Annotated in this window: 30 protein-coding genes; all 30 read left to right on the top strand. The window is 67.6% G+C overall.

The features are described from left to right. Positions 1-550 precede the first annotated feature (550 nt). The 30 genes from ACQZ5F_RS15930 (at position 551) to ACQZ5F_RS15785 (ending at position 25120) form a co-directional block, all read left to right on the top strand. Positions 551-955 carry a single-stranded DNA-binding protein gene (locus ACQZ5F_RS15930; RefSeq protein ID WP_003497247.1) on the top strand — a complete coding sequence of 135 codons (405 nt, stop codon included), beginning with the start codon at positions 551-553 and terminating at the stop codon, positions 953-955. 543 nt (positions 956-1498) lie between these two features. Next, a complete protein-coding gene (locus ACQZ5F_RS15925; RefSeq protein ID WP_035242850.1) occupies positions 1499-2047 on the top strand; it encodes a hypothetical protein in 549 nt (182 codons plus the stop codon). Positions 2048-2495: 448 nt separating this feature from the next. Next, on the top strand, positions 2496-3005 hold the full coding sequence (locus ACQZ5F_RS15920) for a hypothetical protein (RefSeq protein WP_003500079.1): 510 nt from the start codon (positions 2496-2498) through the stop codon (positions 3003-3005). A gap of 622 nt (positions 3006-3627) precedes the next feature. Next, positions 3628-3792: a hypothetical protein gene (locus ACQZ5F_RS15915; RefSeq protein ID WP_167666299.1), complete on the top strand. Its 165-nt coding sequence runs from the start codon at positions 3628-3630 to the stop codon at positions 3790-3792. Between the two features lie 212 nt (positions 3793-4004). After that, positions 4005-4259, top strand: coding sequence for a helix-turn-helix domain-containing protein (locus ACQZ5F_RS15910; RefSeq protein ID WP_003500086.1), 255 nt, complete (start codon positions 4005-4007; stop codon positions 4257-4259). A 115-nt stretch (positions 4260-4374) separates the two neighbouring features. Then, complete coding sequence (locus ACQZ5F_RS15905; RefSeq protein ID WP_003500087.1) at positions 4375-4641, top strand: DNA -binding domain-containing protein; 267 nt, start codon at positions 4375-4377, stop codon at positions 4639-4641. A gap of 122 nt (positions 4642-4763) precedes the next feature. Continuing rightward, complete coding sequence (locus tag ACQZ5F_RS15900; protein ID WP_174005926.1) at positions 4764-5072, top strand: transcriptional regulator domain-containing protein; 309 nt, start codon at positions 4764-4766, stop codon at positions 5070-5072. Next, positions 5005-5538: a DUF2285 domain-containing protein gene (locus ACQZ5F_RS15895; RefSeq protein ID WP_107327474.1), complete on the top strand. Its 534-nt coding sequence runs from the start codon at positions 5005-5007 to the stop codon at positions 5536-5538. Before ACQZ5F_RS15900 ends, ACQZ5F_RS15895 begins: the two co-directional genes overlap by 68 nt. Positions 5539-5672: 134 nt before the next feature. Then, the gene (locus ACQZ5F_RS15890) at positions 5673-5960 is read left to right on the top strand and encodes a helix-turn-helix transcriptional regulator (protein WP_003500089.1); all 288 of its coding nucleotides are present in this window, start codon (positions 5673-5675) and stop codon (positions 5958-5960) included. Positions 5961-5972: 12 nt separating this feature from the next. Continuing rightward, positions 5973-7169 carry a replication initiator protein A gene (locus ACQZ5F_RS15885; RefSeq protein ID WP_003500090.1) on the top strand — a complete coding sequence of 399 codons (1197 nt, stop codon included), beginning with the start codon at positions 5973-5975 and terminating at the stop codon, positions 7167-7169. After that, the gene (gene parA, locus ACQZ5F_RS15880; protein WP_003500091.1) at positions 7166-7819 is read left to right on the top strand and encodes a ParA family partition ATPase; all 654 of its coding nucleotides are present in this window, start codon (positions 7166-7168) and stop codon (positions 7817-7819) included. The genes ACQZ5F_RS15885 and parA overlap by 4 nt, the downstream gene beginning before the upstream one ends. Continuing rightward, entirely contained in the window at positions 7816-8574 is a 759-nt protein-coding gene (locus ACQZ5F_RS15875; protein ID WP_003500092.1) for a DNA-methyltransferase, read from the top strand. Before parA ends, ACQZ5F_RS15875 begins: the two co-directional genes overlap by 4 nt. Beyond that, positions 8571-8825, top strand: a complete 255-nt coding sequence (locus tag ACQZ5F_RS15870) for a ribbon-helix-helix protein (protein ID WP_003500093.1) — start codon at positions 8571-8573, stop codon at positions 8823-8825. The genes ACQZ5F_RS15875 and ACQZ5F_RS15870 overlap by 4 nt, the downstream gene beginning before the upstream one ends. After that, positions 8822-9340, top strand: a complete 519-nt coding sequence (locus ACQZ5F_RS15865) for a DUF2840 domain-containing protein (RefSeq protein ID WP_003500094.1) — start codon at positions 8822-8824, stop codon at positions 9338-9340. Before ACQZ5F_RS15870 ends, ACQZ5F_RS15865 begins: the two co-directional genes overlap by 4 nt. Next, entirely contained in the window at positions 9337-9879 is a 543-nt protein-coding gene (locus ACQZ5F_RS15860) for a S26 family signal peptidase (RefSeq protein ID WP_003500095.1), read from the top strand. Before ACQZ5F_RS15865 ends, ACQZ5F_RS15860 begins: the two co-directional genes overlap by 4 nt. Before the next feature lie 47 nt (positions 9880-9926). Continuing rightward, positions 9927-10262 (top strand): DUF736 domain-containing protein, encoded by a 336-nt coding sequence (locus tag ACQZ5F_RS15855; protein WP_024899640.1) that lies wholly within the window; start codon positions 9927-9929, stop codon positions 10260-10262. Further along, positions 10263-10988 carry a lytic transglycosylase domain-containing protein gene (locus ACQZ5F_RS15850; protein WP_003500099.1) on the top strand — a complete coding sequence of 242 codons (726 nt, stop codon included), beginning with the start codon at positions 10263-10265 and terminating at the stop codon, positions 10986-10988. Positions 10989-11232: 244 nt separating this feature from the next. Continuing rightward, entirely contained in the window at positions 11233-12972 is a 1740-nt protein-coding gene (locus tag ACQZ5F_RS15845) for a relaxase/mobilization nuclease domain-containing protein (RefSeq protein ID WP_024899641.1), read from the top strand. 31 nt (positions 12973-13003) lie between these two features. Further along, positions 13004-14989, top strand: a complete 1986-nt coding sequence (locus ACQZ5F_RS15840; RefSeq protein WP_003500103.1) for a conjugal transfer protein TraG — start codon at positions 13004-13006, stop codon at positions 14987-14989. Between the two features lie 8 nt (positions 14990-14997). After that, positions 14998-15444, top strand: a complete 447-nt coding sequence (locus ACQZ5F_RS15835) for a hypothetical protein (RefSeq protein WP_003500104.1) — start codon at positions 14998-15000, stop codon at positions 15442-15444. A 299-nt stretch (positions 15445-15743) separates the two neighbouring features. After that, positions 15744-16676 (top strand): P-type conjugative transfer ATPase TrbB, encoded by a 933-nt coding sequence (gene trbB / locus ACQZ5F_RS15830; RefSeq protein WP_003500105.1) that lies wholly within the window; start codon positions 15744-15746, stop codon positions 16674-16676. 122 nt (positions 16677-16798) lie between these two features. Further along, complete coding sequence (locus ACQZ5F_RS15825) at positions 16799-17071, top strand: TrbC/VirB2 family type IV secretion system protein (protein WP_234825348.1); 273 nt, start codon at positions 16799-16801, stop codon at positions 17069-17071. Further along, entirely contained in the window at positions 17071-17352 is a 282-nt protein-coding gene (locus ACQZ5F_RS15820; RefSeq protein ID WP_003500121.1) for a VirB3 family type IV secretion system protein, read from the top strand. The genes ACQZ5F_RS15825 and ACQZ5F_RS15820 overlap by 1 nt, the downstream gene beginning before the upstream one ends. 10 nt (positions 17353-17362) lie before the next feature. Beyond that, positions 17363-19813, top strand: a complete 2451-nt coding sequence (gene trbE, locus ACQZ5F_RS15815) for a conjugal transfer protein TrbE (RefSeq protein ID WP_003500123.1) — start codon at positions 17363-17365, stop codon at positions 19811-19813. A gap of 3 nt (positions 19814-19816) precedes the next feature. Further along, positions 19817-20581: a P-type conjugative transfer protein TrbJ gene (gene trbJ, locus ACQZ5F_RS15810; protein ID WP_003500125.1), complete on the top strand. Its 765-nt coding sequence runs from the start codon at positions 19817-19819 to the stop codon at positions 20579-20581. A 21-nt stretch (positions 20582-20602) separates the two neighbouring features. Continuing rightward, entirely contained in the window at positions 20603-20890 is a 288-nt protein-coding gene (gene trbK-alt, locus ACQZ5F_RS15805) for a putative entry exclusion protein TrbK-alt (protein ID WP_003500127.1), read from the top strand. 6 nt (positions 20891-20896) lie between these two features. Further along, a complete protein-coding gene (gene trbL / locus ACQZ5F_RS15800; RefSeq protein ID WP_003500129.1) occupies positions 20897-22273 on the top strand; it encodes a P-type conjugative transfer protein TrbL in 1377 nt (458 codons plus the stop codon). Further along, complete coding sequence (gene trbF / locus ACQZ5F_RS15795; protein ID WP_003500130.1) at positions 22270-22959, top strand: conjugal transfer protein TrbF; 690 nt, start codon at positions 22270-22272, stop codon at positions 22957-22959. The genes trbL and trbF overlap by 4 nt, the downstream gene beginning before the upstream one ends. Beyond that, positions 22956-23975 (top strand): P-type conjugative transfer protein TrbG, encoded by a 1020-nt coding sequence (trbG, locus tag ACQZ5F_RS15790; RefSeq protein ID WP_003500131.1) that lies wholly within the window; start codon positions 22956-22958, stop codon positions 23973-23975. Before trbF ends, trbG begins: the two co-directional genes overlap by 4 nt. Further along, the gene (locus tag ACQZ5F_RS15785; RefSeq protein WP_024899643.1) at positions 23972-25120 is read left to right on the top strand and encodes a TraB/TrbI/VirB10 family type IV secretion system protein; all 1149 of its coding nucleotides are present in this window, start codon (positions 23972-23974) and stop codon (positions 25118-25120) included. The genes trbG and ACQZ5F_RS15785 overlap by 4 nt, the downstream gene beginning before the upstream one ends. Positions 25121-25122 lie beyond the last annotated feature (2 nt).

Here is a 25122-nt window from a genome sequence, read left to right as displayed (position 1 = left end):
CGCGAGCGTCTTTCGCCCGCTGGCCAACTCCCCTCGTGTCGTGAAGGCTGGCCGCGACCACCTTCATTTCCGCCTCGCCACGATGCTAATGGACCGCACTGCCGGCCGTCGAACCGGGGGACGCAGCGCCGTTCCGTGCCTTCAGCACCCGTCAGCCCTCTTCATTGCCTTCCCGGAGGCCCATGCCCTCCGAGCAGCGAGACGCGGGTGGCCGGAAGCGGATGATGGAGGTGTCGTCCCGGCGGCGCGGAATCATCGGGCCTGACGTTTCGCTGTTGCCGGCGAGAATGGCGATGGTCTGCCGTGCGTCTGATCCCGTGTGCGTTCAGAGGCACCAATCCCTCCGACTGACTGATCCCCTAAGACCGTTCGGTTTCCGGCCGCAACCCACGCGGCTCCGGACCGTGTTGCCGCGCAAGCGCGGCTGCCCGCCCCACTCCGGGCCTTATGGGCGAGCTGCCCGCGAGCGTGCAGTTGCAGGCGTCTCCCGCCGGCCTTGGCCGGGTCTCGTCGGAGGGATGGTCCCTCCGAGAAGCAACGGAGACTTACAATGCAGAACATCGTCATTCTCGCCGGTAACATCGGTCAGGACCCCGAAACCCGCACCACCCAGGGCGGCACCCGGATCACCCACTTCACGTTGGCCACCTCGCGCCCCCGCTACTCTGAAGGCAAGGTTGTCCGGGACGAGAAGGGCTACCGGGTTCAAGACACTGAATGGCACCGGATCACTGCCTTCAACGGCCTCGGCAAGACGGTCCAGGACTATTGCAAGAGCGGTATGAAGGTGCTGGTTCGCGGCCGCATCCACTACACGAAGTGGAAGGACCAGGAAGGCAACGACCGCTACGGATGCGAGATCATCGCCGAGACGGTCGATTTCCTGAGCCGGGCAAAGCAGACCGAAAATGAGCGGGGCGGACAGACCGACTACGACGACGACATCCCGTTTTGAGCGGGAGGCCCAAGGCCCGGCGGCGCAAGCCGCCGGGTTTCTCCATGTTCGCGACCGATCGCGCCGCCGGAAGATTTACCGGCCCGAACCGCCCCGCGCTGCGGCGCGACGGTCCGAGGTCTTCGCCGGGGCATCGGGCAGGTCCAAAAACCGGCATCCACTTTTTGGCCCGATGCTCCCCTGATGAAAGGGGGGGCGGAGCCGCCCCTCTCAAACTCACCCCGAAGGGTCAGGGCAAAGCCCCGCCCCCTCCAGCTCCCCCACCCATGAAGGGGGTGCGACACCCCCTCCAAACCACCCCGGCCCATACGGACGCGGCCCCTGTCGGGGCCGCGGGCTATCTCTCTCTGACTGCGCATTGTACGCCAGCCCATCCGGCCTCAAGGACTGCGCGGCCCCTCCAATTTTCGACTCCGTTCCTTGCTAGGCCCGGATCAGAAAATCGGTTCCTCCGCTTGCCGCACGGCGGCCGCGTTCCGCGTTCCCTGACCCCTCTGTGCTGAGGCGTGGACACCTTTCGTCAGAAACGAAAGGAGACTTAGAATGTCCAAGCTCGATTTCCTCGACTTCCATGCGAAGTTCATCGCCTTCGGAAATCAGGTTCGTGCGAACCGCGCCGAGTGCGACACGCGCTTTGCCGAGGTCGTCCATGACCGGCTCGCCGATGCGCTCGAGCAGCTTGCCGGGTTCTGCCGGGAAGGCCATCGGGCGGAAGCGTTGCTTCGGACCGAAACCGATCCGGCCGCGCGCGAGGCCCTGGAAATGACCATCGACTTCTGCGTCGGCGATCTCGAAACCAGCGGCGGCGGCTTCTATCCCTGGCATCTCCTGGATTGCATCGATCCGGAGATAGACTGGGGCGGCTACAGAGATCCGGTCGCGGAAATGTGGTGCCCTCGTCCGATCCCGGAGAGCTTCACGGTCAGCGACGAGCACCTGTGCGGCCTCGGCGGGATCATCCGGCGGATCGCGGCCGATACCGGCATCCGCTTCACCACCTATCTCTACTACGACTGCATCGGGCCGGACGGGGCGGCGGGCATCGAACCCGCGATCTACGAGACCCCGATCAGAAACGACAGATACCGATAGTGCCGGAGAGGCGGCGGGCGGCGGCAACCGCCTGCCGCCTTTGCGACGTCCTGGCTGCAAAGCCGAGCGGATCGACCGCTCGACCTTGCTCATGAAAGGGGGGCAAGCCACCCCTCTCAAACTCACCCCGGAAGGGGCAGGGCAGAGCCCCGCCCCCTCCAGCTCCCCCACCCATGAAGGGGGTGAAACACCCCCTCCAAACCACCCCGGCCCATACGGACGCGGCCCCTGTCGGGGCCGCGGGCTATCTCTCTCTGACTACGCATTGTACGCCAGCCCATCCGGCGTCAAGGACTGCGCGGCCCCTCCAATTTTCCTCCGCCGGCCAGAGGCCGACTCCACAAAATCGGTTCCTCCGCTTGCCGCACGGCGGCCGCGTTCCGCGGTCCCTGACCCCTCTGTGCTTGAGGCGTGGACACCTTTCGTCAGAAACGAAAGGAGACTTGATATGTCTGATTTCCACTATGTCGAACTCTATGCGAAGTTCGCAGGCTTCCGAATCATGGTGCTTGCCAACCGGCTTGCCTGCGACGACGATTTCAGCCGCGGCGCTCACGACAGGCTGGTGGCCAAGCTCGACCAGCTCATCGACCTGGCGCGCGGGACGCTCGCCGCTCAGCATGCGCTGGCGCTGAACCCCGATGGCCCCGATGCAGACGATCTCGGCGAGCAGATCTGGGGCGCCGGGCAGGACCTCACCTACAACTGGCGCGAACCGGACGGCATCGATCTTCTTCATTGCGAGGTTCACGTTGATTGGGCCACGAAGGAATACTATGACAGCCGCACCGGGACGTGGCGCTTCCTCGACGGCTTCCCTCCGCCGCGCGTCGAAGTCGGTGACGACCGACTGAACGGCCTTTGCGCCATCCTGCGCCAGATCGCCGCCGAGACCGGCATCCGGTTCAATACCTACACCACCGATCCGGCCTTCGAGGACGAAGAGCAGGACGGATGACGTCATCAGGCGACAGGCGGCTTCGGCCGCCTGTCGCCTTTCCGTTGAGCCGGGAGCCAAGGCCGCCGGTTCGACCGGCCGCCTTTGCTTGCGAAAAGAGGGCGTTGCCCCCTCTCGCGCTCTCCCCATGAAGGAAGGGCAAGCCCCTCCTTCAAACATCCTCCCATGGGGAAAGGGGACGGTTCCCTCCTCCCTTTCCCCAAACCCCTTTCCCTCTCCCGGAAGCCGCTTTCCGCTGCGCCCTGAGCGGACTACCTCCGCGCAGGGGAACGCAGCCCTGGCATTGATCATTCGCCGCGATGGCGCGAATCCGCCCGGCAGAACGGCGGGTGCGCAGCTTCGTTGCCGACGCCGGACCGAGTGAGGCGCCCGATCACCCGTCGCGTGCTCGGCCTGGCGGTGGCATCAGGAAGGCGTTCGAGGCTCGCGGTCGGACGCCACCCTGCTCTTGAATGCTCCACTCTGGTTTCGCCATGCCCTTCCACGATCAACCCGTGAAGGGTCCGCTACGCAATGCGTGCGGCCTTTGCCGGCGCAGCCTGCAAGGTGATCGCGGCCATGCCGAAACATTTCGGGAGCCTGTCGAGCGGAGATGGTCCCGCTCCCGCACAGGAGCCGAGAAATGTCCCTTCCAGATGCAAACGCCTACGCCTTCAGCCTCGCCTCTACCCTGATGGTCTCCATCGTCATCTTCCGGGCCGGGGATGGCACGATGGCCGTGATGCCCTTCGCCGAATATGACGGCGACGAGGATGCGATCGTCGGGGAGATCGACCCGTTCGCCTGATCCGGCCAGGGGGCGCTCGCCCTCTTTCCGGCTCGCCGACGGGAAGGCACCACATACCGGGCGAGCGTGGCGCACGGCGACCGAATCAGTTCGGCCTAACCTATAGAGAACCCGTGAATTTCACTCGATTACCGCTGGCTCTTTTTGCCAAGAGCGACTAAATTAGTCGTAGTTCTGGCGTGCGCATTCGTGGCTGTAGGAGGTGATCATGCATGATCACCGCCCGACAGTCGCGGGCCGCGCGCGCGTTGCTTGGATGGACGCAGGAGACGCTCGCTGACAAGGCCCAGGTTTCCCTGACCGCGCTGAAGCGCCTTGAGTCCGAGAGCGGCCTCAAGGTCTACGAAAGCACGCGGGATCAGGTGCGCCGGGCTCTCGAAAACAACGGCATCATGTTTCTGAGCACCGATCAGGGTGAGGGCTTGATGCTTGTTCGGCCGAAACAACAGCACCGCAAAGAATACTGATGCCGCTATTTCCTTCTGAAGCAAACCTTCCTTTGTCATTCTGCCATGCCGGGCTGGCACATTGGCGGCGCGCTGGAGCGCAATCCCAGGGGACAAGCCATGATCGGACCCTGCCGTGACCGACAACGCCTTTCTCGATGCACCGCCGGATTGCCCGGAACTGACACCCTACGACCGCAAGAACATGAAGCGCTACTTCCGCCTGCACGACTCGGCTGCGGACGGCGCGTGCTGGCGGGAGGCGGTCTCGATCCTGTTCGGCCTCGACGCGGACAGCGAGCCTGAACGCGCGCGGCACGTCTACGACACCCACCTGGCGCGGGCGCGCTGGCTGACCGAGCAGGGCTATCGCCATCTCGTGCGCGAAGGATACCGGAAATAAGCGATCACCGTGATGCCTGCGCGGCAACATCCGTTGCCAGCGATCGGGCTTCCGCGAGCAAGCGGCAATTGTAATCATCACTCCTCTGCACGCCCTAATTCTACGACTGCGAGGAGGAGGCGATGAAACCCGACATATCGCAGTGGCGATCTTCCTCCACCTACGACTTCCTGGACGATATCGACTCCCCTGACATCGCCTGGGAGTGGCTTCGCCGCAATGCGAAATATCAGGGCGACTACCGGGCCGTGGCGGACGCGGCGGTCGACGATACGCCTGCCACCGTAGACCTGATCAACAACTGGGGGCTTTGCTTTCCCCGTCCGGCCCGGCCTCTCGGCCGTAGAAACGCCGGTATTCTGGCTGCCCGGCCACGACACCGGCGCTCTCGTCCTCGCCGCCACGCCGCCAATCCTTTCCGGCGGACTTGATCTCTCGGCCGCGCTCGGGTCGGCCGAGGCCAGAGCGAGCGACGACGGCGAATATTTCCGGTACGACCTCGGCGGCGGCCGCTACCTCAATCTCGTACGCCTTTCCGGCGCTGACGCCGGCGGACCGCTCTCGATCGTCATTCCGATCGATACGGACGGGCTCGACCGCGCCGATGCCGTCCAACGCCTGTTCAGCCGGCTGTTGCGGCGGCGCGTGCCGGAGGACCGGCGTCTGACCCGCCAGCAACGCCGGCGGGCGCGGCACATGCTCCAGGCTGTCGATGGCCGCATGAACGGCGCTACCTACCGCGAGATCGCGGGCGTCATCTACGGACAGGCCCGGATCGCCGACGAGCCCTGGAAGACGTCGGCCCTGCGCGATGCCGTCATGGATCTCGTCAAGGACGCCTTCTCCATGATCGAGGGCGGCTATCTCAGCCTCCTGCGCCGGCGCCGGCGCAAATAATCCGGCGTCGGGCCAGGGGGTGCGATTTTAGCATCGCCATCTTCGCACTCCCCCCTGCCGTTGCTTCTTCGCCACCGTGGCCTTCGACCGCCGCTGACCATCAGCGGCCTCGCGAACCCCACGGAGGCCCGATCATGACGCCCGACATTTCCGACCTGCCGCCACGCTATCTTCGCACGCCCGAGGCCGCGCTATACCTCGGCCTGTCTGGCCGGACCCTCGAAAAGCATCGCACCTACGGCACCGGCCCGGCCTATCGCAAGCTCGGCGGCCGCGTCGTCTACGCGATCGACGACCTCAAAGCCTGGGCCGAGCGGGGCGCTGTCACCTCGACCGCCGATCCACGCGGCTCGGTCTTGCCCGCCAAGCGCCACGCTTCCCTGGTGTCGCCCGCCTACAACGGCGTGCGGCGGCATCGCTGAGGCGGACCCGGCATGCAGCGCCGCCGCCTCATCACGCCCAGCGAACGCAACACGCTCGATCCTTTCGTCGTCGCGACCGGCGATGCGCGGCCGCGCGACCAGCGCGATCTCATGGAACGGCCGTTCTTCTCGCTGGCCAAGGCCAAGCGCGTCGTGCCGATCCTCTACGAGGCCGGCGACGTGCGCGTCGAGGTCCTTGCCGTGCAGGAGCACGGCATGGCGACCATCTGGGACGCCGACGTCCTGATCTGGGCCGCGAGCCAGATCGTCGAAGCCGAGAATCTCGGCCTTCGAACCTCGCGCTTCCTGCGCTTCACCCCTTATCAGCTTCTCACCGCGATCGGCCGCGAGACCGGCGCGCGCGACTACAAGCTCCTCAAGGGCGCACTCTCGCGGCTCCAGTCGACGGTCATCCGCACCAACATCCGCCAGGGCGAGAACTGGCGGCGGCACCAGTTCTCGTGGATCAACGAGTGGGAGGAACTTTCCCGCGCCGACGGCCGCGTCGAGGGCATGGAGTTCGTCCTGCCCGACTGGTTCTACCGGGGCGTCGTCGACCGCTCGCTGGTCCTCACCATCGATCCGGCCTACTTCCGATTGAGCGGCGGCATCGAGCGGTGGCTCTACCGCGTCGCCCGCAAGCACGCCGGACGCCAGCCCGGCGGCTGGCTGTTCGACGTTCCGCACCTCCATGAGAAATCCGGCAGCCTGGTGCGCGTCTCCGACTTCGCGCTCCAGCTCCGCCGCATCGCCCTGCGCCAGCCGCTGCCCGGCTACCGCCTGCGCATCGAGCGGGAGGGCCGCCGCGAACTGCTAAGGATCGTACCGGTCAGCCCGTCAGCGGCCCCTGTGGACAAGGCTGTGGACGCGATCGGGATTTCGCACGCAGCACTATCGGGATTTCGCACGCAGGCGGTATCGGGACTTCGCACGCACGCACCACAGTTAAGTCTCTGGCCCGAAACCACGATTCCCGGCCTTAACTTAGAGTCTAATAGAGAATCTAACATTGTTGGGCGCGCGCGCGATGTGGAAAACCTCATCCGCAGCGCCGCCAGAAGTCTCGATGCCGGCGTCACGAAGACGAAACACGGACATGGGCCGCAGGCTAGTCCGGTTACGTCTTTCCGTAAATCCTCCCTTACGGCCGACGATACTTCAAACGCGCCGACGCCGCCCCGATCCCGAAAGCCGGGAGGGCACACATGATCGTCGCCGTGCTCAACCAGAAGGGCGGCGTCGGCAAGACGACGCTCGCCCTCCATCTCGCCGGCGAATGGGCGCGGCGCGGCCAGCGCGTCACCCTGATCGACGCCGACCCGCAGGGCTCCGCGCTCGACTGGTCGCAGCAGCGCGGGCGGGAGGGCCTGCCACGCGCCTTCGGCGTCGTCGGCCTCGCCCGCGACACGCTGCATCGCGAAGCCCCGGAACTCGCCCGCGACGCCGACCACATCGTCATCGACGGACCGCCTCGTGTCGCCGGACTCATGCGCTCCGCGCTGCTCGCCGCCGACCTCGTGCTGATGCCGGTGCAACCGTCGCCGCTCGACGGCTGGGCCTCGGCGGAGATGCTGGCGCTCCTGACGGAGGCGCGCATCTACCGGCCTCAGCTCGTCGCCCGCTTCGTCCTCAACCGCTGCGCCGCCCGCACGGTGATCGCGCGCGAGACGGCCGAGACGCTGGCCGAGCACGATCCGCCGGTGCTCGCCACGACGATCGGCCAGCGCGTCATCTTCGCCGACGCCGCGCAGACCGGACGGCTTGCCTGCGAGATCGCCGCCGACAGCCTGGCCGCGCGCGAGATCTCGGCGCTGGCGGCCGAGATCGCGCGGCTCGGCGTCGGGAGGACCGCGCCATGACGGTGCTTTCCGAAACCCTCCTGGCCGGCGATTGCCGCGACCTCATGCCGGAACGCGGCCCGTTCGACATGATCCTCGCCGATCCGCCTTACGGCGACACCTCGCTCTCCTGGGACCGCCGCGTCGAAGGCTGGCTTCCGCTCGCGCGGGCCGCCCTCAAGCAGACCGGCTCTTTGTGGGTGTTCGGTTCGCTGCGCAGCTTCATGGTCACGGCGATCCGGTTCGCGGATGCAGGCTTTCGCATCGCGCAGGAGATCGTCTGGGAGAAGCAGAACGGCTCCAGCTTCCATGCCGACCGCTTCAAGCGGGTGCATGAGCTGGCCGTTCAATTCTATCCCGCCGAGACGCCTTGGCGCGACGTCTACAACGATGTCCAGACGACGCCGGACGCGCTGGCGCGCACGGTGCGGCGAAAGAAGCGGCCGCCCCTTACCGGCCAGATCGACGCCGGCCACTATGTCAGCCAGGACGGCGGGCCGCGCCTCATGCGCTCGGTCATCTACGTGCGCAACGCGCATGGCCGCGCCATCCATCCGACCGAGAAGCCGTCCGCGCTTCTCGAAATCCTGATCCGCACGAGCTGCCCTCCTGGCGGCCTGGTCGGCGACTGGTTCGCCGGTTCGGGCGCGGCGGGCGAAGCCTGCCGGCTTTCCGGCCGCCGCTATCTCGGCTGCGAGATCGACGCCGCCATGGCCGAGCGTGCCCGCGCGCGCATCGCCTCCGTGCTGCCATTCGACGCGGGAGCCGCGCCATGACGGTCCGCACGGAAAAGCGCGGCTTCGCCTCCCGGCCCGGCGACGCCGAAGGCTGGATCAAGGCTGGCGAGACGCCGCCCGCGCGCAGTGGCGATGCCGCCGCCTTCACCGCGCGCCTCACCATCGACATCACGCCCGAGCTGCGCGGCCGCATCAAGATCGCCGCCTTCCGGCGCGGCGTCACGGCGTCCGACATGCTCCGCGAGCTGCTCGAACGCGAATTTCCCGACCGCCAAGGAGACATGCCATGACCGGCAATGCGGCCTACCGCTTGCGCGGCCGTCCGCTGCCGAACGGACCGGCGCCCTTCACCACGCTCGTCGAACTCACCTGGATCGAGAAGCGGATCGAGTGCTGGATCAGGTTCGGCCAGGAGAGCTACGAGCAGAAGCTCGACCGCCGCCGCAGGCTCGTCGGCTTCGCGCCCGAGACGATCTTCTGCCTCGTGCGCTGGGCCGCCAACGAGCACGGCACGATCATCTCGCGCGTCGACATCGTGCGCGCCGTCGACCGAGGCGAGCCGTTCCAGACGCTGCCATTCGTGCGGCCCGGCGGCGACATCCTGCTCAAGATCGACGGCTGGCCGAAGGTTGAGCGCGTGCTCCAGATCGTCGACGCGATCGAGGCGCAGGGCATCGATCCCGCCGAGGTTTCGCCCGACCACTGGCGGCACGTCCACAACCGGCTCGCCGCGGGTCACGAACCGCGCGCCTACACCGTCACCCGGCACAAGGCGTTTCTCCTGCGCCGGAGGGCGGAGCCATGACCCGCCTCGGCTACGCCGTCGTGACGTGCCTCGCGGCCACGGGCGCGGTCGCGGCGGCGATCGTCCCGGCGCCGACACGGCTGATCTGGAACGCGACCGCCAGCGCGCCAGTCGGATTCTACACGGTCGAGCCCGCCGTTGCCCTGGAAGTACCGGATCTGGTCGCCGTGCTGCCGCCCGAGCCGCTCGCGAGCTTCATGGTCGCGCGCGGCTATGTCGGTCGCGGCGTGCCGCTCCTCAAGCGCGTGCTCGGCCTGCCGGGGCAAAGGGTCTGCCGCACCGGGCGCACCATCACGGTCGACGCGGTGGAGATGGGCGAGGCGCTGGAGCGCGACCGTATGGGCCGCGACCTGCCCGCCTGGCAGGGCTGCCGGGTGATCGGCGACGGCGAACTCTTCCTCATGAACGACGTCCGCGACAGCCTCGATGGCCGCTACTTCGGCGCGCTTCCCGCCTCGGCGGTCATCGGCCGCGCGATGCCTCTCTACACCGATGACGACGGCGATGGCCGCTTCGTCTGGCGCGCGCCGACGCGGTGACGACGCGCTCCTTTCATCCTCACCGCAACGCACAGGAGACGAAAACCATGGCGCATCTCGGCCACTTCACCCGCACAGAAACCGGCTTCGAAGGGCGCTTCCACGCGCTCGGCATCGACGAGCCGCTCACTTTCGTTCCAGCCGAACCATTGGAGACCGAGAACGCGCCGCAATACCGCATCCTGCTCGGCGATCAGGACGGTCTCGACATTGGCGCGGGCTGGTCGCATGTCGGCGAACGCGCTGGCGAGTTCGTCTCCGTCGACCTCTACAGCCCGCTCTTTGGCGGCATTCTGCGCGCCAATCTCTTCCGCGACCCCGACGACGAGACGGTCTGGGGCCTGCACGTCACTCCCTCGAAGAAGAAGCGGGCGGAGGACTGAATGGTGCCGGTCCAACCTTCCGCCAGCGTCGGACCACCTTCCGCCGCCCGACGCCCAGCACTCCTCCTTCTTCTTTCCGGCCTGATCTTCGCCGCGCCCTCGGCGTTCCCGGCTTACGCGCAGACCGTGCAGCCGGCGCGCAACGCGGCCGCCGATCCGCATGCCGCCCACGTTGCCGAGGCGTCGCGACGCTTCGCCATTCCGCAGGCGTGGATCGTCGCGGTAAAGCGCGCCGAAAGCGCCGGCGACATGCGCGCCGTGTCCCCGGCCGGTGCGATGGGCCTGATGCAGATCATGCCCGCGACCTGGGCCGAGCTGCGCGGTCGCTATGGCCTCGGCCGCGATCCGTTCGCGCCGCGCGACAACATCCTCGCGGGCACGGCCTATCTGCGCGAGATGCTCGACCGCTACGGCAATGTCGCGGCGATGCTGGCGGCCTACAATGCAGGGCCGGCGCGGCTCGACCAGCATCTCGCGACCGGCCGTGCGCTGCCCGCCGAAACCCGCGCCTATGTCGCGGCGATCCTGCCGGCAATCGGCGTGAAAGCCGACCTCCGCGCCGCCGCCATGCTGCGCGGCAAGCGCCGCGGATGGCGGGATGCGCCGCTCTTCGTCGGCGCGCCCGGCGATGCGGCCGCCTCCCTACCGGCGCGCCGTCAGCCTGCCGTCGCGCCGCAGTCCGGCGACCTCTTCATCGCCCGTTCGGGCGCTGGAGGTCCGAGATGACGGCGTTCGCGGTCTCGGTCGGCGTAGCGTGCAACCGGCGAGGATCGGCGGGGTGGCCGGGGAGGCGCAGAACCACAACCGGACGATGGCGAGATAAAAAGGCGCGAGGTGCGCCTGATTCCGGTTGTGGTTTTTCAAGGAGTTACGCGCCGTCTGCGCGATGTGCGCGGTTCTGGCGAACCTCGCGATTTTCCGGCTTTCGCCGTCTTTTCCATGACTTGCCGCGATGTGCGGGGCTCATGTGATGAGCGCCGAGGACGATTTCCGCATCCGCCCTGGCCGCATCCGCTCTTCGAAGGCGGAGCGCGCCAGACCGTTCATCGCTCAGGCGCTCGCTGCCGCGCAGAAGGCCGGCGGGCGCGTCTCGCGCTCCGGCCGGATCACGCCCGGCAACCGCTCGCAGTTCGGGCGCGGCCGGCGCGCCAGCGTGCAGGCGAACCGCGTGCTCACGCGCCGCTCGCGCAACGTGGTGATCAAGACCCGCGTGGTCCGGCACTCGGCGCGCGCCGCTCCGCTCGCCGCCCATCTCAAATATCTCCAGCGTGACGGCGTGACCCGCGACGGCGAGAAGGCCCGCCTGTTCGGCGCCGAGCTGGACGAGGTGGACGCCCGCGACTTCGCCGAGCGCTGCGAGGACGACCGGCACCACTTCCGCTTCATCGTCTCACCCGAAGACGCCGGGCGCATGACCGATCTGAGGGACTTCGCCCGCGATCTCATGAGCCAGATGGAAAAGGACCTCGGCACGAAGCTCGATTGGGTCGGCGTCGATCACTGGAACACCGACAACCCGCACGTCCACATCATCCTGCGCGGCCGCACGGACGACGGGCAGGACCTCGTGATCGCCCGCGACTACATCAAGGAGGGGATGCGAGCACGCGCGCAGGATCTCGTGACGCAGGACCTCGGCCTGCGCAGCGATCTCGAAATCCGCGGCCATCTGGAGCGGCAGGTCGAGGCCGAGCGCTGGACCGATCTCGACCGGCAGCTCGCGCGCGACGGCTATCGCACCGGCGTCATCGACGTCGCGCCGCATCCCGACCGCCAGCCCGACGAATATCTCCCGCTCAAGGTCGGCCGGCTGCGCAAGCTCGAATCCCTCGGCCTCGCCGAAGAGATCGGCCCCGGCCAGTGGACGATCTCGGACAAGGCCGAGCCGACGCTGCGCGAACTCGGAGAGCGCGGCGACATCATCAAGCGCATGCACCGTGCGCTCGCCGAACGCGGCATCGAGCGTGGCACGGCGAGCTATGTGCTCGCGGCCGAGAGCCTTGACGACCCGATCGTCGGCCGGCTGGTCGAGCGCGGCCTGGATGACGAGCTGAAGGGCACAGCCTATGCCGTGGTCGATGGCGTCGACGGCCGCACCCATCACATCAAGTTCCCCGATCTCGACTCGACCGGCGACAGCGCGCCGGGATCGATCGTCGAGCTGCGCAAGTTCGACGACGCGCAGGGGCGCCGCCGCGTCGCTCTCGCCGTCCGCTCCGACCTCGACATCGGCCGGCAGGTCACGGCGACCGGCGCGACCTGGCTCGACCGGCAGAACATTGCCCGCGAGCCGGCGTCGCTCTCGGAGGGCGGCTTCGGCGCGGAGGTGCGCGACGCGCTCGACCGCCGCGCCGAGCGCCTGATCGAGCAGGGCTTTGCCGAGCGGCACGGCCGCAGCGTGATCTTCAACCGCAACCTCCTGCGTACCCTGCGACAGCGCGAGGTCGACGCGCTCGGCGAGCAGATCGCCGCGCAGACGGGGCGCGTGTTCAACCATTCCGCCGGCGGCGAATACGTCGCCGGGACCTATCGCCAGCGTTTCACGCTCGCCTCTGGCCGCTTCGCCATGATCGACGACGGCCTCGGCTTCCAGCTCGTGCCCTGGTCGCCCTCGCTCGAAAAGCAGCTCGCCAGGCACGTCTCCGGCGTCGCGCGCGGGGACGGCGGCGTCGACTGGAGTTTTGGCCGCAAGCGCGGGCTCGGCCTCTGACCATCACACCCTTCCAAGAAAGGACCCCGCAATGTCCGCCACGAAAATCCTCTGGGGCCAGATCCTCACCGTCTTCCTGATCGTCCTCGCGACGACATGGACGGCGACGCAGTGGACCGCGTGGCGGCTCGGGTTTCAGGCGCAGCTCGGCACCCCATGGTTCGAACTCGCCGGATGGCCGGTCTACTATCCGCCGTCCTTCTTCCTGTGGTGGTACTTCTACGACGCTTATGCGCCGTCCGTTTTCATGGAAGGCGGCCTCGTCGCGGCATCAGGCGGCTTCATCGCCATCGCCGTTGCCATCGGCATGTCGGTCTGGCGGGCGCGCGAGAACAAGGAGGTCGAAACCTTCGGCTCGGCGCGATGGGCGCGGCCGGAGGAGATCACCGCCGCGCGTCTTCTCGACCCGGATGGCGTGGTGCTCGGCCGGATGGATCGCTCCTATCTGCGCCATGACGGGCCGGAGCATGTCATGTGTTTCGCCCCGACCCGATCCGGCAAGGGCGTCGGCCTCGTCGTGCCGACCCTGCTGACCTGGCCGGGAAGCTGCGTCGTCCACGACATCAAGGGCGAGAACTGGAGCCTGACCGCCGGCTTCCGTTCGCGGCACGGCCGCGTCCTCCTGTTCGATCCGACCAATGCGCGCTCCTCGGCCTACAATCCTCTGCTCGAGGTGCGAAAGGGCCAGTGGGAGGTCCGCGACGTCCAGAACATCGCCGACATTCTCGTCGACCCGGAGGGCTCGCTGGAGAAGCGGAACCACTGGGAGAAGACCAGCCACGCGCTTCTGGTCGGCGCGATCCTCCATGTCCTCTATGCCGAGAAGGACAAGACGCTCGCCGGTGTCGCCGCCTTTCTCTCCGATCCGAAGCGGACGATCGAAGCCACGCTCGACGCGATGATGCGAACGGCGCATCTGGGCGAGGCCGGGCCGCACCCTGTCGTCGCCAGCGCGGCGCGCGAGCTGCTCAACAAATCCGATAACGAACGCTCGGGTGTGCTCTCCACCGCGATGTCGTTCCTCGGCCTCTACCGCGATCCGGTCGTGGCCGAGGTGACGCGCCGCTGCGACTGGCGGATCGGCGATATCGTCGGCGCTGCGCGCCCGACGACGCTCTATCTCGTGGTCCCGCCTTCCGACATCAACCGGACCAAGCCGCTGATCCGGTTGATCCTCAACCAGATCGGCCGCCGGCTCACCGAGGAGCTGGAGACGAGGGGCGATCGCCATCGTCTGCTCCTCATGCTCGACGAGTTTCCCGCACTCGGCCGGCTGGATTTTTTTGAGAGTGCGTTAGCCTTCATGGCGGGATACGGGCTGAAGAGCTTCCTGATCGCGCAGTCGCTGAACCAGATCGAGAAAGCCTACGGGCCGAACAATTCGATCCTCGACAACTGCCATGTCCGCGTCGCCTTCGCCACGAATGACGAGCGGACGGCCAAGCGTGTCTCCGACGCGCTCGGCACGGCGACCGAGATGCGGGCGATGAAGAATTATGCCGGGCACAGGTTGAGCCCTTGGCTCGGCCACCTGATGGTGTCGCGCTCGGAGACGGCGCGACCGCTGCTCACGCCCGGCGAGATCATGCAGCTTCCGCCCGCCGACGAAATCGTCATGGTGGCGGGCACGCCGCCGATCCGGGCGAAGAAGGCCCGCTACTTCGAGGACCCGCGTTTTCAGGAAAGGGTCCTGCCGCCCCCGGCGCTGGTCTCCGAGAATGTCGAGCCGGACGACTGGAGCAGCCTGCCCCTGCCGCAGCGGCCGGAGGTCGATCTGACCCCGGTCTCCGGCGTTGGCGAGGATGACGACGATCCGACCGAATCCGAGCGGCGGCACCAGCCTGAACTCAGCCGCGTCAAAACCGTCGAGAAAAAGGAGCCGATCGACAACGAGTTCGGCGGCGATCCCGGCGACGACAGCGAGGACGATACCGTTCGCAACAGCCGGATGAACCGGCTTATGCGGCAGGTCGCGCGGCAGGCTTCGCTCGATCCCAATGACGGCATCGACCTGTGAGGCCCGCGATGATCCGAACACCGAAAAAGCAGCGCCTGTCCGTCTATCTCGATCCCGATGTCATGCAGGCGCTCGTTGCCTATTCGGCCCGGCGCGACCAGTCGCGCTCGCTGATCGCCGAAGCCGCGATCGCGTCCTTCCTGTCACCCGACGATGCCGAGCGCCGGGAGGCGGTCGTCGCCAAGCGCCTCGATCAGCTCGACCGCCGCATGACGCGCCTGGAGCGCGATCTCGGCATCGCCGTCGAGACGCTGGCCGTCTTCGTCCGCTTCTGGCTCACGACGACGCCCGCGTTGCCCGAGCCTGCCGCGCAGGCCGCGAAGGCGAAGGCCGGCGAACGCTACGATGCCTTCGTCGCCGTCCTCGGCCAGCGGCTCGTCAAAGGCCCGAAGCTCCGGCAGGAGGTTTCGGAGGACATGGACGCGGCGGGCAAGGACGAGGGCGGCACGCCGTAGGCCGAGGCGAATTATACAGTCCGCAATCTGACCACCGCGCCGCGAAAACAGATAAGTCCAAGCAACTGATTCGGTTTTCGCGCGCGCCCACCGGGATCACCGTCACGAGCGGACTCCGCCGTTTTCCTGTCTTTGCACGCCACCGCACTACTACGACCGATACTTGTTGAATCGGCCCGACTTCGGGCTCTTTTACTCATCCCCGATCCAGGGCTGCGCATGGGGCGTGCCCGCTACCGGACGGGGACGACGTGGCGCGATCCTTCCAACAGACCGAGGCGACGACGCGGGGAGCGCGGATGCTCCGTACCGCGCTCGGACCCGCAATCGCCGGGTTTCTGGAGGACCCCGCGGTTGTCGAGGTAATGCTCAATCCCGATGGGCGGCTCTGGATCGACCGGCTCTCCGAAGGGCTGGCCGATACGGGGGAGCGGCTGTCGGCGGCCGATGGCGAGCGCATCGTGCGGCTCGTCGCGCATCATGTCGGCGCGGAGGTCCATGCCGGAGCGCCGCGCGTCTCGGCCGAGCTGCCCGAGAGCGGCGAGCGGTTCGAGGGCCTTCTTCCTCCCGTGGTCTCCGCGCCCGCCTTCGCGATCAGAAAGCCGGCCGTCGCGGTATTCACCCTCGCCGATTACGTCGCCTCCGGCATCATGTCCGCCGACCAGGCGCAGACGCTACGCATGGCGGTCCAGTCACGCGCCAACATCCTTGTCGCCGGCGGCACGTCGACCGGCAAGACGACGCTGACCAACGCCTTGCTGGCCGAAGTGGCGAAGGGCGCGGATCGCGTGGTCATCATCGAAGACACCCGCGAGCTGCAATGCGCCGCGCCGAACCTCGTCGCCATGCGGACCAAAGAGGGCGTCGTCACCCTCTCCGATCTCGTGCGCTCGTCGCTGCGCCTGCGCCCTGACCGCATTCCCATCGGCGAGGTGCGCGGCGCCGAGGCCCTCGATCTTCTCAAGGCATGGGGCACCGGACATCCCGGCGGCATCGGCACCATCCATGCCGGCACGGCGATCGGCGCGTTGCGCCGCCTCGAACAGCTCATTCAGGAAGCCGTCGTCACCGTCCCGCGCGCCCTGATCGCCGAGACCATCGATCTCGTCGCCGTGCTCGCCGGCCGAGGCTCCGGCCGCCGTCTCGCCCAGCTCGCCCGCGTCGAAGGGCTCACCGCCGACGGCGACTACCACGTCATTCCCGCAACTCAGCCCCCCACAGGAGAACCTTGATGAAGTCGCCCGCTTCCGCCCCGATCACGACCGTTCCGCCGGTTCCGGCCAAGCCGCCCAGGTCCTCCGTGCTGCGGGGAGCATACGACCGGCTCGCCAGTTCGACCGCGCTCGTCACCATCATGATGATGTCGGCCGCGCCGTCCGCCCACGCCTCCGGCTCCTCGATGCCGTGGGAAGCGCCGCTTCAGAAGATCCTCGAATCCGTCGAAGGGCCGGTCGCGAAAATCGTGGCCGTGATCATTATCATCGTGACGGGTCTGACGCTCGCCTTCGGCGATACGGCCGGCGGCTTCCGCCGTCTCATCCAGATCGTCTTCGGCCTGTCGATCGCGTTCGCGGCCAGTTCCTTCTTCCTCTCCTTCTTCTCGTTCGGCGGCGGGGCGCTCATCTGATGGCGGCCGGCTTCGAACAGCTCGACGCCGTGCCGGGGTTCTCGGTTCCCGTCCATCGCGCGCTGACCGAGCACATCCTGCTCGGCGGCGCGCCGCGCTCGATCGCCATCATGAACGGGACGCTCGCCGGCGCCGTCGGCCTTGGCCTGCGGCTCTGGCTGGTCGGGCTCGCGATCTGGATGATCGGCCATCTCACCGCCGTCTGGGCGGCCAAGCGCGATCCGCTCTTCGTGGAGGTCGGGCGCCGACATCTGCGCATCCCCGGCCACCTGTCGGTGTGAGGGCGCGGCCATGATGAACCTTGCCGAATACCGCCGCACCTCCGCCCGCCTCGCTGATTACCTGCCCTGGGCCGCGCTCGTCGGCGCCGGCGTCGTCCTCAACAAGGATGGCTCGTTCCAGCGCACGGCGCGCTTTCGCGGGCCGGATCTGGATTCCGCCGTGGCGGCCGAACTGGTCGCCGTCGCCGCCCGCCTCAACAACGCCTTCCGCCGCCTCGGCTCCGGCTGGGCGATCTTCGTCGAGGCGCAGCGGTCCGAGGCCGCGACCTATCCCGACAGCCGCTTTCCCGATCCCGCCTCATCGTTGGTCGATTCCGAGCGCAAGGCCGATTTCGAGGAAGAGGGCGCGCATTTCGTGTCCAGCTATTTCCTCACCATGCTTTACCTGCCGCCCGCCGAGGAAGCCGCCCGCACGGAAGCGTGGCTCTATGAAGGCCGGGAGCGCTCCGGCGTCGATCCTCATGAGGCGCTGCGCGCCTTCACCGACCGCACCGATCGCATCCTGGCACTGCTCGACGGCTTCATGCCGGAATGCGCATGGCTCGATGACGGCGAGACGCTCACCTACCTGCATTCGACAATTTCGACCAACCGGCACCGCGTCCGCGTGCCGGAGGCACCGATGTACCTCGATGCGCTGCTCGCCGACCAGCCGCTCACCGGCGGGCTGGAGCCGCGCCTGGGCGAGCAACATCTTCGCATCCTCACCATTGTCGGATTTCCGACCGCGACGACGCCCGGCATTCTCGACGAGCTGAACCGGCTCGCCTTCGAATATCGCTGGTCGACGCGCGCGATCCTCCTCGACAAGACCGATGCCATCCGCCTCCTGACCAAGATCAGGCGGCAGTGGTTCGCCAAGCGCAAATCGATCGCCGCGATCCTCAAGGAGGTGATGACCAACGAGCAATCCGTGCTCGTCGACACCGACGCCGCGAACAAGGCGCAGGATGCGGATCTCGCGCTTCAGGAACTCGGCCAGGACTTCGCCGGAGAAGCATACATCACCGCCACCGTGACCGTCTGGGACGGCGACGCCCGCGTGGCCGACGAGAAGCTGCGGCTGGTCGAGAAGGTGATCCAGGGCCGCGATTTCACCTGCATGCCCGAGACCATCAACGCCGTGGATGCCTGGCTCGGCAGCCTGCCCGGCCACGTCTACGGAAATGTCCGGCAGCCGCCGGTCAACACCCTCAACCTTGCCCACATGATGCCGCTCAGCGCCGTGTGGGCGGGGCCGGAACGGGACGAGCATCTCGGCGCGCCCCCGCTGCTGTATGGCAGGACCGAAGGCTCGACCCCGTTCCGGCTTTCAATTCACGTCGGCGATGTCGGCCATACGCTCGTCGTCGGCCCGACCGGCGCAGGCAAGTCCGTGCTGCTCGCGCTCATGGCCTTGCAGTTCCGTCGTTACAAGCGCTCGCAGGTCTTCGCCTTCGATTTCGGGGGCAGCATCCGCGCCTCGGCGCTCGCCATGGGCGGCGACTGGCACGATCTCGGCGGCGACCTGACCGATGGCTCGGAAACCTCGGTTTCCCTCCAGCCGCTCGCCCGCATCCATGAGGTGCCGGAACGCGCCTGGGCGGCCGACTGGATCGTCGCCATCCTGATGCGCGAGGGCGTGCAGATCACACCGGAGGTCAAGGAGCACCTCTGGACCGCGCTGACCTCGCTCGCCTCCGCGCCGGTCGGGGAGCGCACCATCACCGGCCTTGCCGTGCTGCTCCAGTCGAACGACCTGAAACAGGCGCTGCGCCCCTACTGCGTCGGCGGTCCATATGGCCGCCTGCTCGACGCCGAGAGCGAGCATCTCGGCTCGGCGTCCGTACAGGCGTTCGAGATCGAGGGGCTAGTCGGAACCGGCTCCGCCGCGGCGGTGCTGGCTTATCTCTTCCATCGCATCGGCGACCGGCTCGACGGCCGGCCGACGCTCCTGATCATCGACGAAGGCTGGCTGGCGCTCGACGACGACGGCTTTTCCGGCCAGCTCCGCGAATGGCTGAAGACGCTGCGCAAGAAGAACGCCAGCGTGATCTTCGCCACGCAATCGCTGTCCGACATCGATGGCAGCAGCATTGCGCCCGCCATCATCGAAAGCTGCCTGACCCGGTTGCTCCTGCCGAATGAACGCGCGGTCGAGCCCCAGATCACGGCGATCTATCGGCGCTTCGGCCTCAACGACCGCCAGATCGAGCTGATCGCCCGCGCCACGCCGAAGCGCGACTACTACTGCCAGTCGCGGCGCGGCAACCGGATGTTCGAGCTGGGCCTGTCGGAAGTCGGGCTCGCGCTTTGCGCGGCCTCCTCGAAATCCGACCAGACCCTCATCGACCAGATCGTCGCCGAACACGGCCGCGACGGCTTCCTGCCCGCGTGGCTCGCGGCGCGCGACGTCGCATGGGCCGCGGACCTCATCCCCGATCTCGTCAACTTCGACCCCCAGCCCGAACAGGAGAACTGAAACATGACGCCCACCTCGCCTCGCATCTCCGCCGCCCTGCTTGCCGCCACCGTGCTGTCCGTACCGCTCGCCGTCGCTCCGGTCCTGACCACCCCGGCACACGCCTGGAAGATCGTCTACGATCCGACCAATTACGCCCAGAACGTCCTTCAGGCCGCCCGCGCGCTGGAGCAGATCACCAACCAGATCACGTCGCTCCAGAACGAGGCGCAGATGCTCATCAACCAGGCGAAGAACCTGGCGAGCCTGCCGTTCTCCTCGCTCCAGCAGCTCCAGCAGTCCGTGCAGCGCACGCAGCAGCTCCTGAGCCAGGCGCAGAACATCGCATTCGACGTCGGCCAGATCGATCAGGCGTTCAAGACGCAATACGGCAACGCCTCGCTGACCGCCTCGGACGCCAAGCTGATCGAGGACGCGAAGACCCGCTGGCAGAACACCGTCGGCGGTCTGCAGGACGCCATGCGCGTCCAGGCCACCGTTGTCGGCAACATCGACACCAACCGTACCCAGATGTCGGCGCTGGTCGGGCAGAGCCAGGGCGCGACCGGCGCACTTCAGGCAACCCAGGCCGGCAACCAGCTCCTCGCCCTTCAGGCGCAGCAGCTCGCCGACCTGACCGCCGTGATCGCCGCGAACGGCCGGGCGCAGGCGCTCACCGACGCCGAGCGTTCAGCGGCCGCCGAGCAGGGACGCGAGCAGCGCCGCCGCTTCCTCACGCCCGGCTCCGGCTACCAGCCGGGAAACGCCAAGATGTTCAACGGCAACTGAGACGCAGGAAGGGGGACGACCATGGACGGCAAGATGCTGGCCCGGCTGGGCGCCGTCGTCTTCGTGGCTGTCGCGATCACAGCGACGGCCATCGAGCTGACCCGCAAGGACGAGGTAAATGTCCCGGAGCCGGCGCGGGCCGTCGAGCGCTCGATCGATGCGCTTCGCGTCGAACAGCGACGGTGCCAGCAGCTTGGCGAGGCCGCCGGCAAGGATGCCGGATGCCTGCGCGTCTGGGCCGAGACCCGCGATCGCTTTCTCGGCCGCACGCCGCAGCCGGTCGCGCCCGCGGCGAATGACGCACGGTGAGCGCAGATGGGCAGCACCAGCGTCATCGACAATTTCCTCTCGGTCTTCACGTCCTACATCGACAGCGGCTTTGGCCTGCTCGGCGGCGAGGTCGCCTTCATAGCTTCAACCCTCATCGTGATCGACGTGACGCTTGCGGCCCTGTTCTGGAGCTGGGGCGCTGACGACGACATCATGGCGCGGCTGGTGAAAAAGACGCTCTTCGTCGGGGTCTTTGCCTACCTGATTTCCAACTGGAACAGCCTCGCGAAGATCGTCTTCGACAGCTTCGCCGGACTCGGCCTGAAGGGCTCCGGAACCAGCTTCAGCACCGCCGATCTCCTGCGCCCCGGCAAGGTGGCGCAAACCGGACTCGACGCCGGACGGCCGCTGCTCGATTCCATCTCCGACCTCATGGGCTGGATCGCCTTCTTCGAGAATTTCATCCAGATCGCCTGCATGTTCTTCGCCTGGGTGCTGGTCATCCTCGCCTTCTTCATCCTGGCGATCCAGCTCTTCGTCACGCTGATCGAGTTCAAGCTGTCGACACTGGCCGGCTTCGTCCTGATCCCCTTCGGCCTGTTCGGAAAGACCGCGTTCATGGCCGAGCGGGTGCTCGGCAACGTGATCTCCTCCGGCATCAAGGTCCTGGTTCTCGCCGTCATCATCGGCATCGGCTCGACGTTGTTCTCGCAGTTCACCGCCGGCTTCGGCGGCGCGACGCCGACCATCGACCAGGCCATGGCGATCGTGCTCGCCGCGCTCTCCCTGCTCGGCCTCGGCATATTCGGCCCCGGCATCGCCAACGGCCTCGTCTCCGGCGGACCTCAACTCGGCGCGGGCGCCGCCGTAGGCACAGGGCTGGCGGTCGGAGGCGCAGCGCTCGCCGCAGGCGGCGGAGCCGTGCTGGCCGCCAAGGGCGGAGCGCTCGCTTTGTCTGGAGGTGCGGCCGCCGCGCGTGGCGGCGCTGCCGCCGCCGGCGCGGCTTCCTCGGCCTATACGCTCGGCTCGATGGGACAGTCCGGCATGTCGGGCATCGCCTCCGGTCTCGGCGGCGTGGCGCGCGCCGCCGGTTCGGGCGCTGCCTCGCCGCTGCGTCGCGGTCTCGCCCGCGCCGCTGAGAGCCTCAAGTCGAGCCACACCGGCGGCGTCAAGGGCGCTTTCGAAACGACGGGCGGCTCTTCGACCATGGGAACCGTCGGAGGTGGCGGGCAGGCCGCCAATGACGCCTCCGCCGGCGCTGCCGCGGCCGGATCTGTGAATACCCCGCCGGCCTGGGCGCAGCGCATGAAGCGCGGCCAGGCAATGAGCCATGGCGTTTCCGCGGCCGCCCACGCGGTCCGCTCCGGCGACAGCCACGGCTCCGGCTCTTCCGTCAATCTCTCCGAAAGCGACCGCTCATGAACCTCTTCCGACGACCCGCCACCCACTACGGCAAGACGCCGCAACCCGAGACCCCCTATCAGAAGGCTGCCCAGATATGGGACGAGCGTATCGGCTCCGCCCGCGTCCAGGCGCGCAACTGGCGCTTTATGGCTTTCGGATGCCTGGCGCTGTCGGCCGGCTTCGCCGCCGCTCTTGTCGTCCAGTCGGCGCGGGGCACCGTCGTTCCCTGGATCGTTCAGGTCGACAAGCTGGGACAGGCCCAGACCGTCGCCGCGGCAACCGCCGACTACCGTCCGACCGATCCGCAGATCGCATGGCATCTCGCCCGTTTCATCGAACAGGTCCGCTCCGTCCCGGCCGATCCGATCATCGTGCGGCAGAACTGGCTGCGCGCCTATGAATGGACGACGGACCGGGGCGCGGCCGCGCTCAACGACTATGCCCGCGTCAACGACCCCTTCACCAAGGTCGGCAAGCAGCAGGTTGCCGTCGAGGTTTCCTCGGTCATCCGCGCCTCGCCGGAGAGCTTCCGGATCGCGTGGATAGAGCGGCGCTATGAGAACGGCCAGCTTTCGACCACCGAGCGATGGACGGCAATTCTCACCATCGTCGTCCAGCCGCCCCGCGACGCCGAACGGCTCAAGGCCAATCCGCTCGGCATCTACGTCAATGCAATCAACTGGTCGCGGGAGTTGGGACAATGACGCCGCACTTCCGCAATGCCGCAAACCCGGCTTTCCGTAAATCCGTGATCACGGCTTTGCTGGTATCGACTGCGGTGCTCGGCGGATGTGCTTCTGCGAAGAAGCCGCCTGCAATCACCTACGATTCCGACGTCCCGCCGCTGCCGGCCGTACCGGCTGTGACGGACACCACGCCAAAGCCGCTCCACATCCCGCCCGCCTGGACGGTGAGCCGGGGCGGCGGCGGAGCCAGTACGCCGACCGCCCGTGTCGAGAACGCCAATCTCGCCGCCCGCGTCGAGCCGCGACGCGAGGGCTATTACAACGCTATCCAGGTCTATCCGTGGAGCGACGGCGCCCTCTATCAGATCTATGCCTCGCCCGGACAGATCACCAACATCGCGCTTGAGCCGGGTGAAAGCCTGACCGGCGCAGGCCCGATCGCCGCCGGCGACACAGCACGCTGGATCATCGGCGACACCGAGAGCGGCTCCGGCGAGACGCGGCGCGTGCATGTGCTGGTGAAACCGTCGCGCGCGGAAATCTCGACCAATCTCGTCATCACCACCGACCGGCGCACCTACATGATCGAGCTGCGCTCGCGCGAGAAACCCTACATGCCGTCCGTCGCCTGGTCCTATCCGCGCGCCCGCGGAGGCTCGGCGCAGGCGATACCGACAACGCCGGTTATCCCGGCCGTGGCGGCGCGGAACTATCGCTATGGCTTCGCATCCGGCGACAATCCGCCGTGGAAGCCGGTCTCCGTCTATGACGACGGGCGGCGCGTCTACATCGAGTTTCCGCGCGGCATCGTCCAGGGCGAATTGCCGCCGATCTTCGTGATCGGCCCCGAAGGCGAGGCCCAGATCGCCAATACGCGCACCTATCGCAACGTGCTGATCGTCGATCGCCTGTTCGGCGCGGCCGAGCTGCGGCTTGGCGGGGGCAAGCGTCAGCAGACCGTCAGGATCGAACGCATCGACGGCTCCTCGCGCGCAACGAATGTCCGCCAGGACAAGGGAGGGCAGTCGTCATGACAGACACCGGAAACAACAATGCTGCCCCGATGCGCCTTCGCGCCGAAGCCCCGCGCGTCACGCGCCTATCGCGCAAGGCGCTGGCCGGAGCCGGCCTCATCGTTTCGCTCGGTATCGGCGGCGCGCTGATCTATGCGCTCCAGACCCGCGATCGCGGCGCGGATGGCGAGGAACTCTATTCGACCGAGAACCGGGCGACGGCCGATGGGCTCGCCGGCCTTCCACGCGACTATACCGGGCCGGTCCTCGGCCCGGCACTGCCCGGCGATCTCGGCCGGCCGATCCTCAGCGCGCAGAACGAGGGCAAGCCCGTCGTTCCGCCCACCGTCCCCGATCCAACCGTGGATCAGGAAGAGCAGCGGCGGCGCGCCGAGGAGGAAGCCGCACGCACGAGCCGCGTCTTTTTCCAGACCGAGACACGCACGAACCCAACCGCAGGCGCGGATTCGGCCGCCGGCGCAGGTCTGCCCAATCTCGCCGGGCTCGGCCTCGGCGGAAATACCGCGCAGGACCGGCAGAACGCCTTCCTCAACGCCGCCGTCGATCGCCGGACCACCACGACCGACCGCGTCATGGCTCCGGCATCGCCCTTCGTGCTTCAGGCGGGCGCGGTCATCCCGGCAGCACTGATCACCGGCATCCGCTCCGACCTTCCCGGCCAGATCACCGCGCAGGTCACGGAAAGCATCTATGACAGCCCGACCGGCCGCGTTCTCCTCGTGCCGCAGGGCACGCGCATCATCGGTCAGTACGACAACAGCGTGCAGTTCGGCCAAAGGAGGGTCTTGTTGGTCTGGAACCGGCTGATCTTCCCCAATGGTCGCTCGATCGTGCTGGAGCGCCAGCCCGGCGCGGACAGCCAAGGCTATGCCGGGCTAGAGGATGGTGTCGACTACCACTGGTGGGATCTCGCCAAGGCGGCCGGGCTCTCCACCCTGCTTGCCGTCGGCGCCGAACTCGCGACGAGCGACGAGGACCGCCTGATCCGCGCGATCCGCGACGGCTCGCAGGATACGATCAATCAGGCGGGCCAGCAGATCATCCAGCGGCAATTGCAGGTCGCCCCCACGCTGACCATCCGGCCGGGCTTCCCGGTCCGGATGATCGTGACCCGCGATCTGGTCCTCGAACCCTACAGGGGATGATC

The organism is Agrobacterium sp. 22-210-1 (assembly GCF_053522525.1).
Note: the sequence above shows the minus strand (reverse complement) of the source record. Positions and strands in the feature narration are given on the sequence as shown.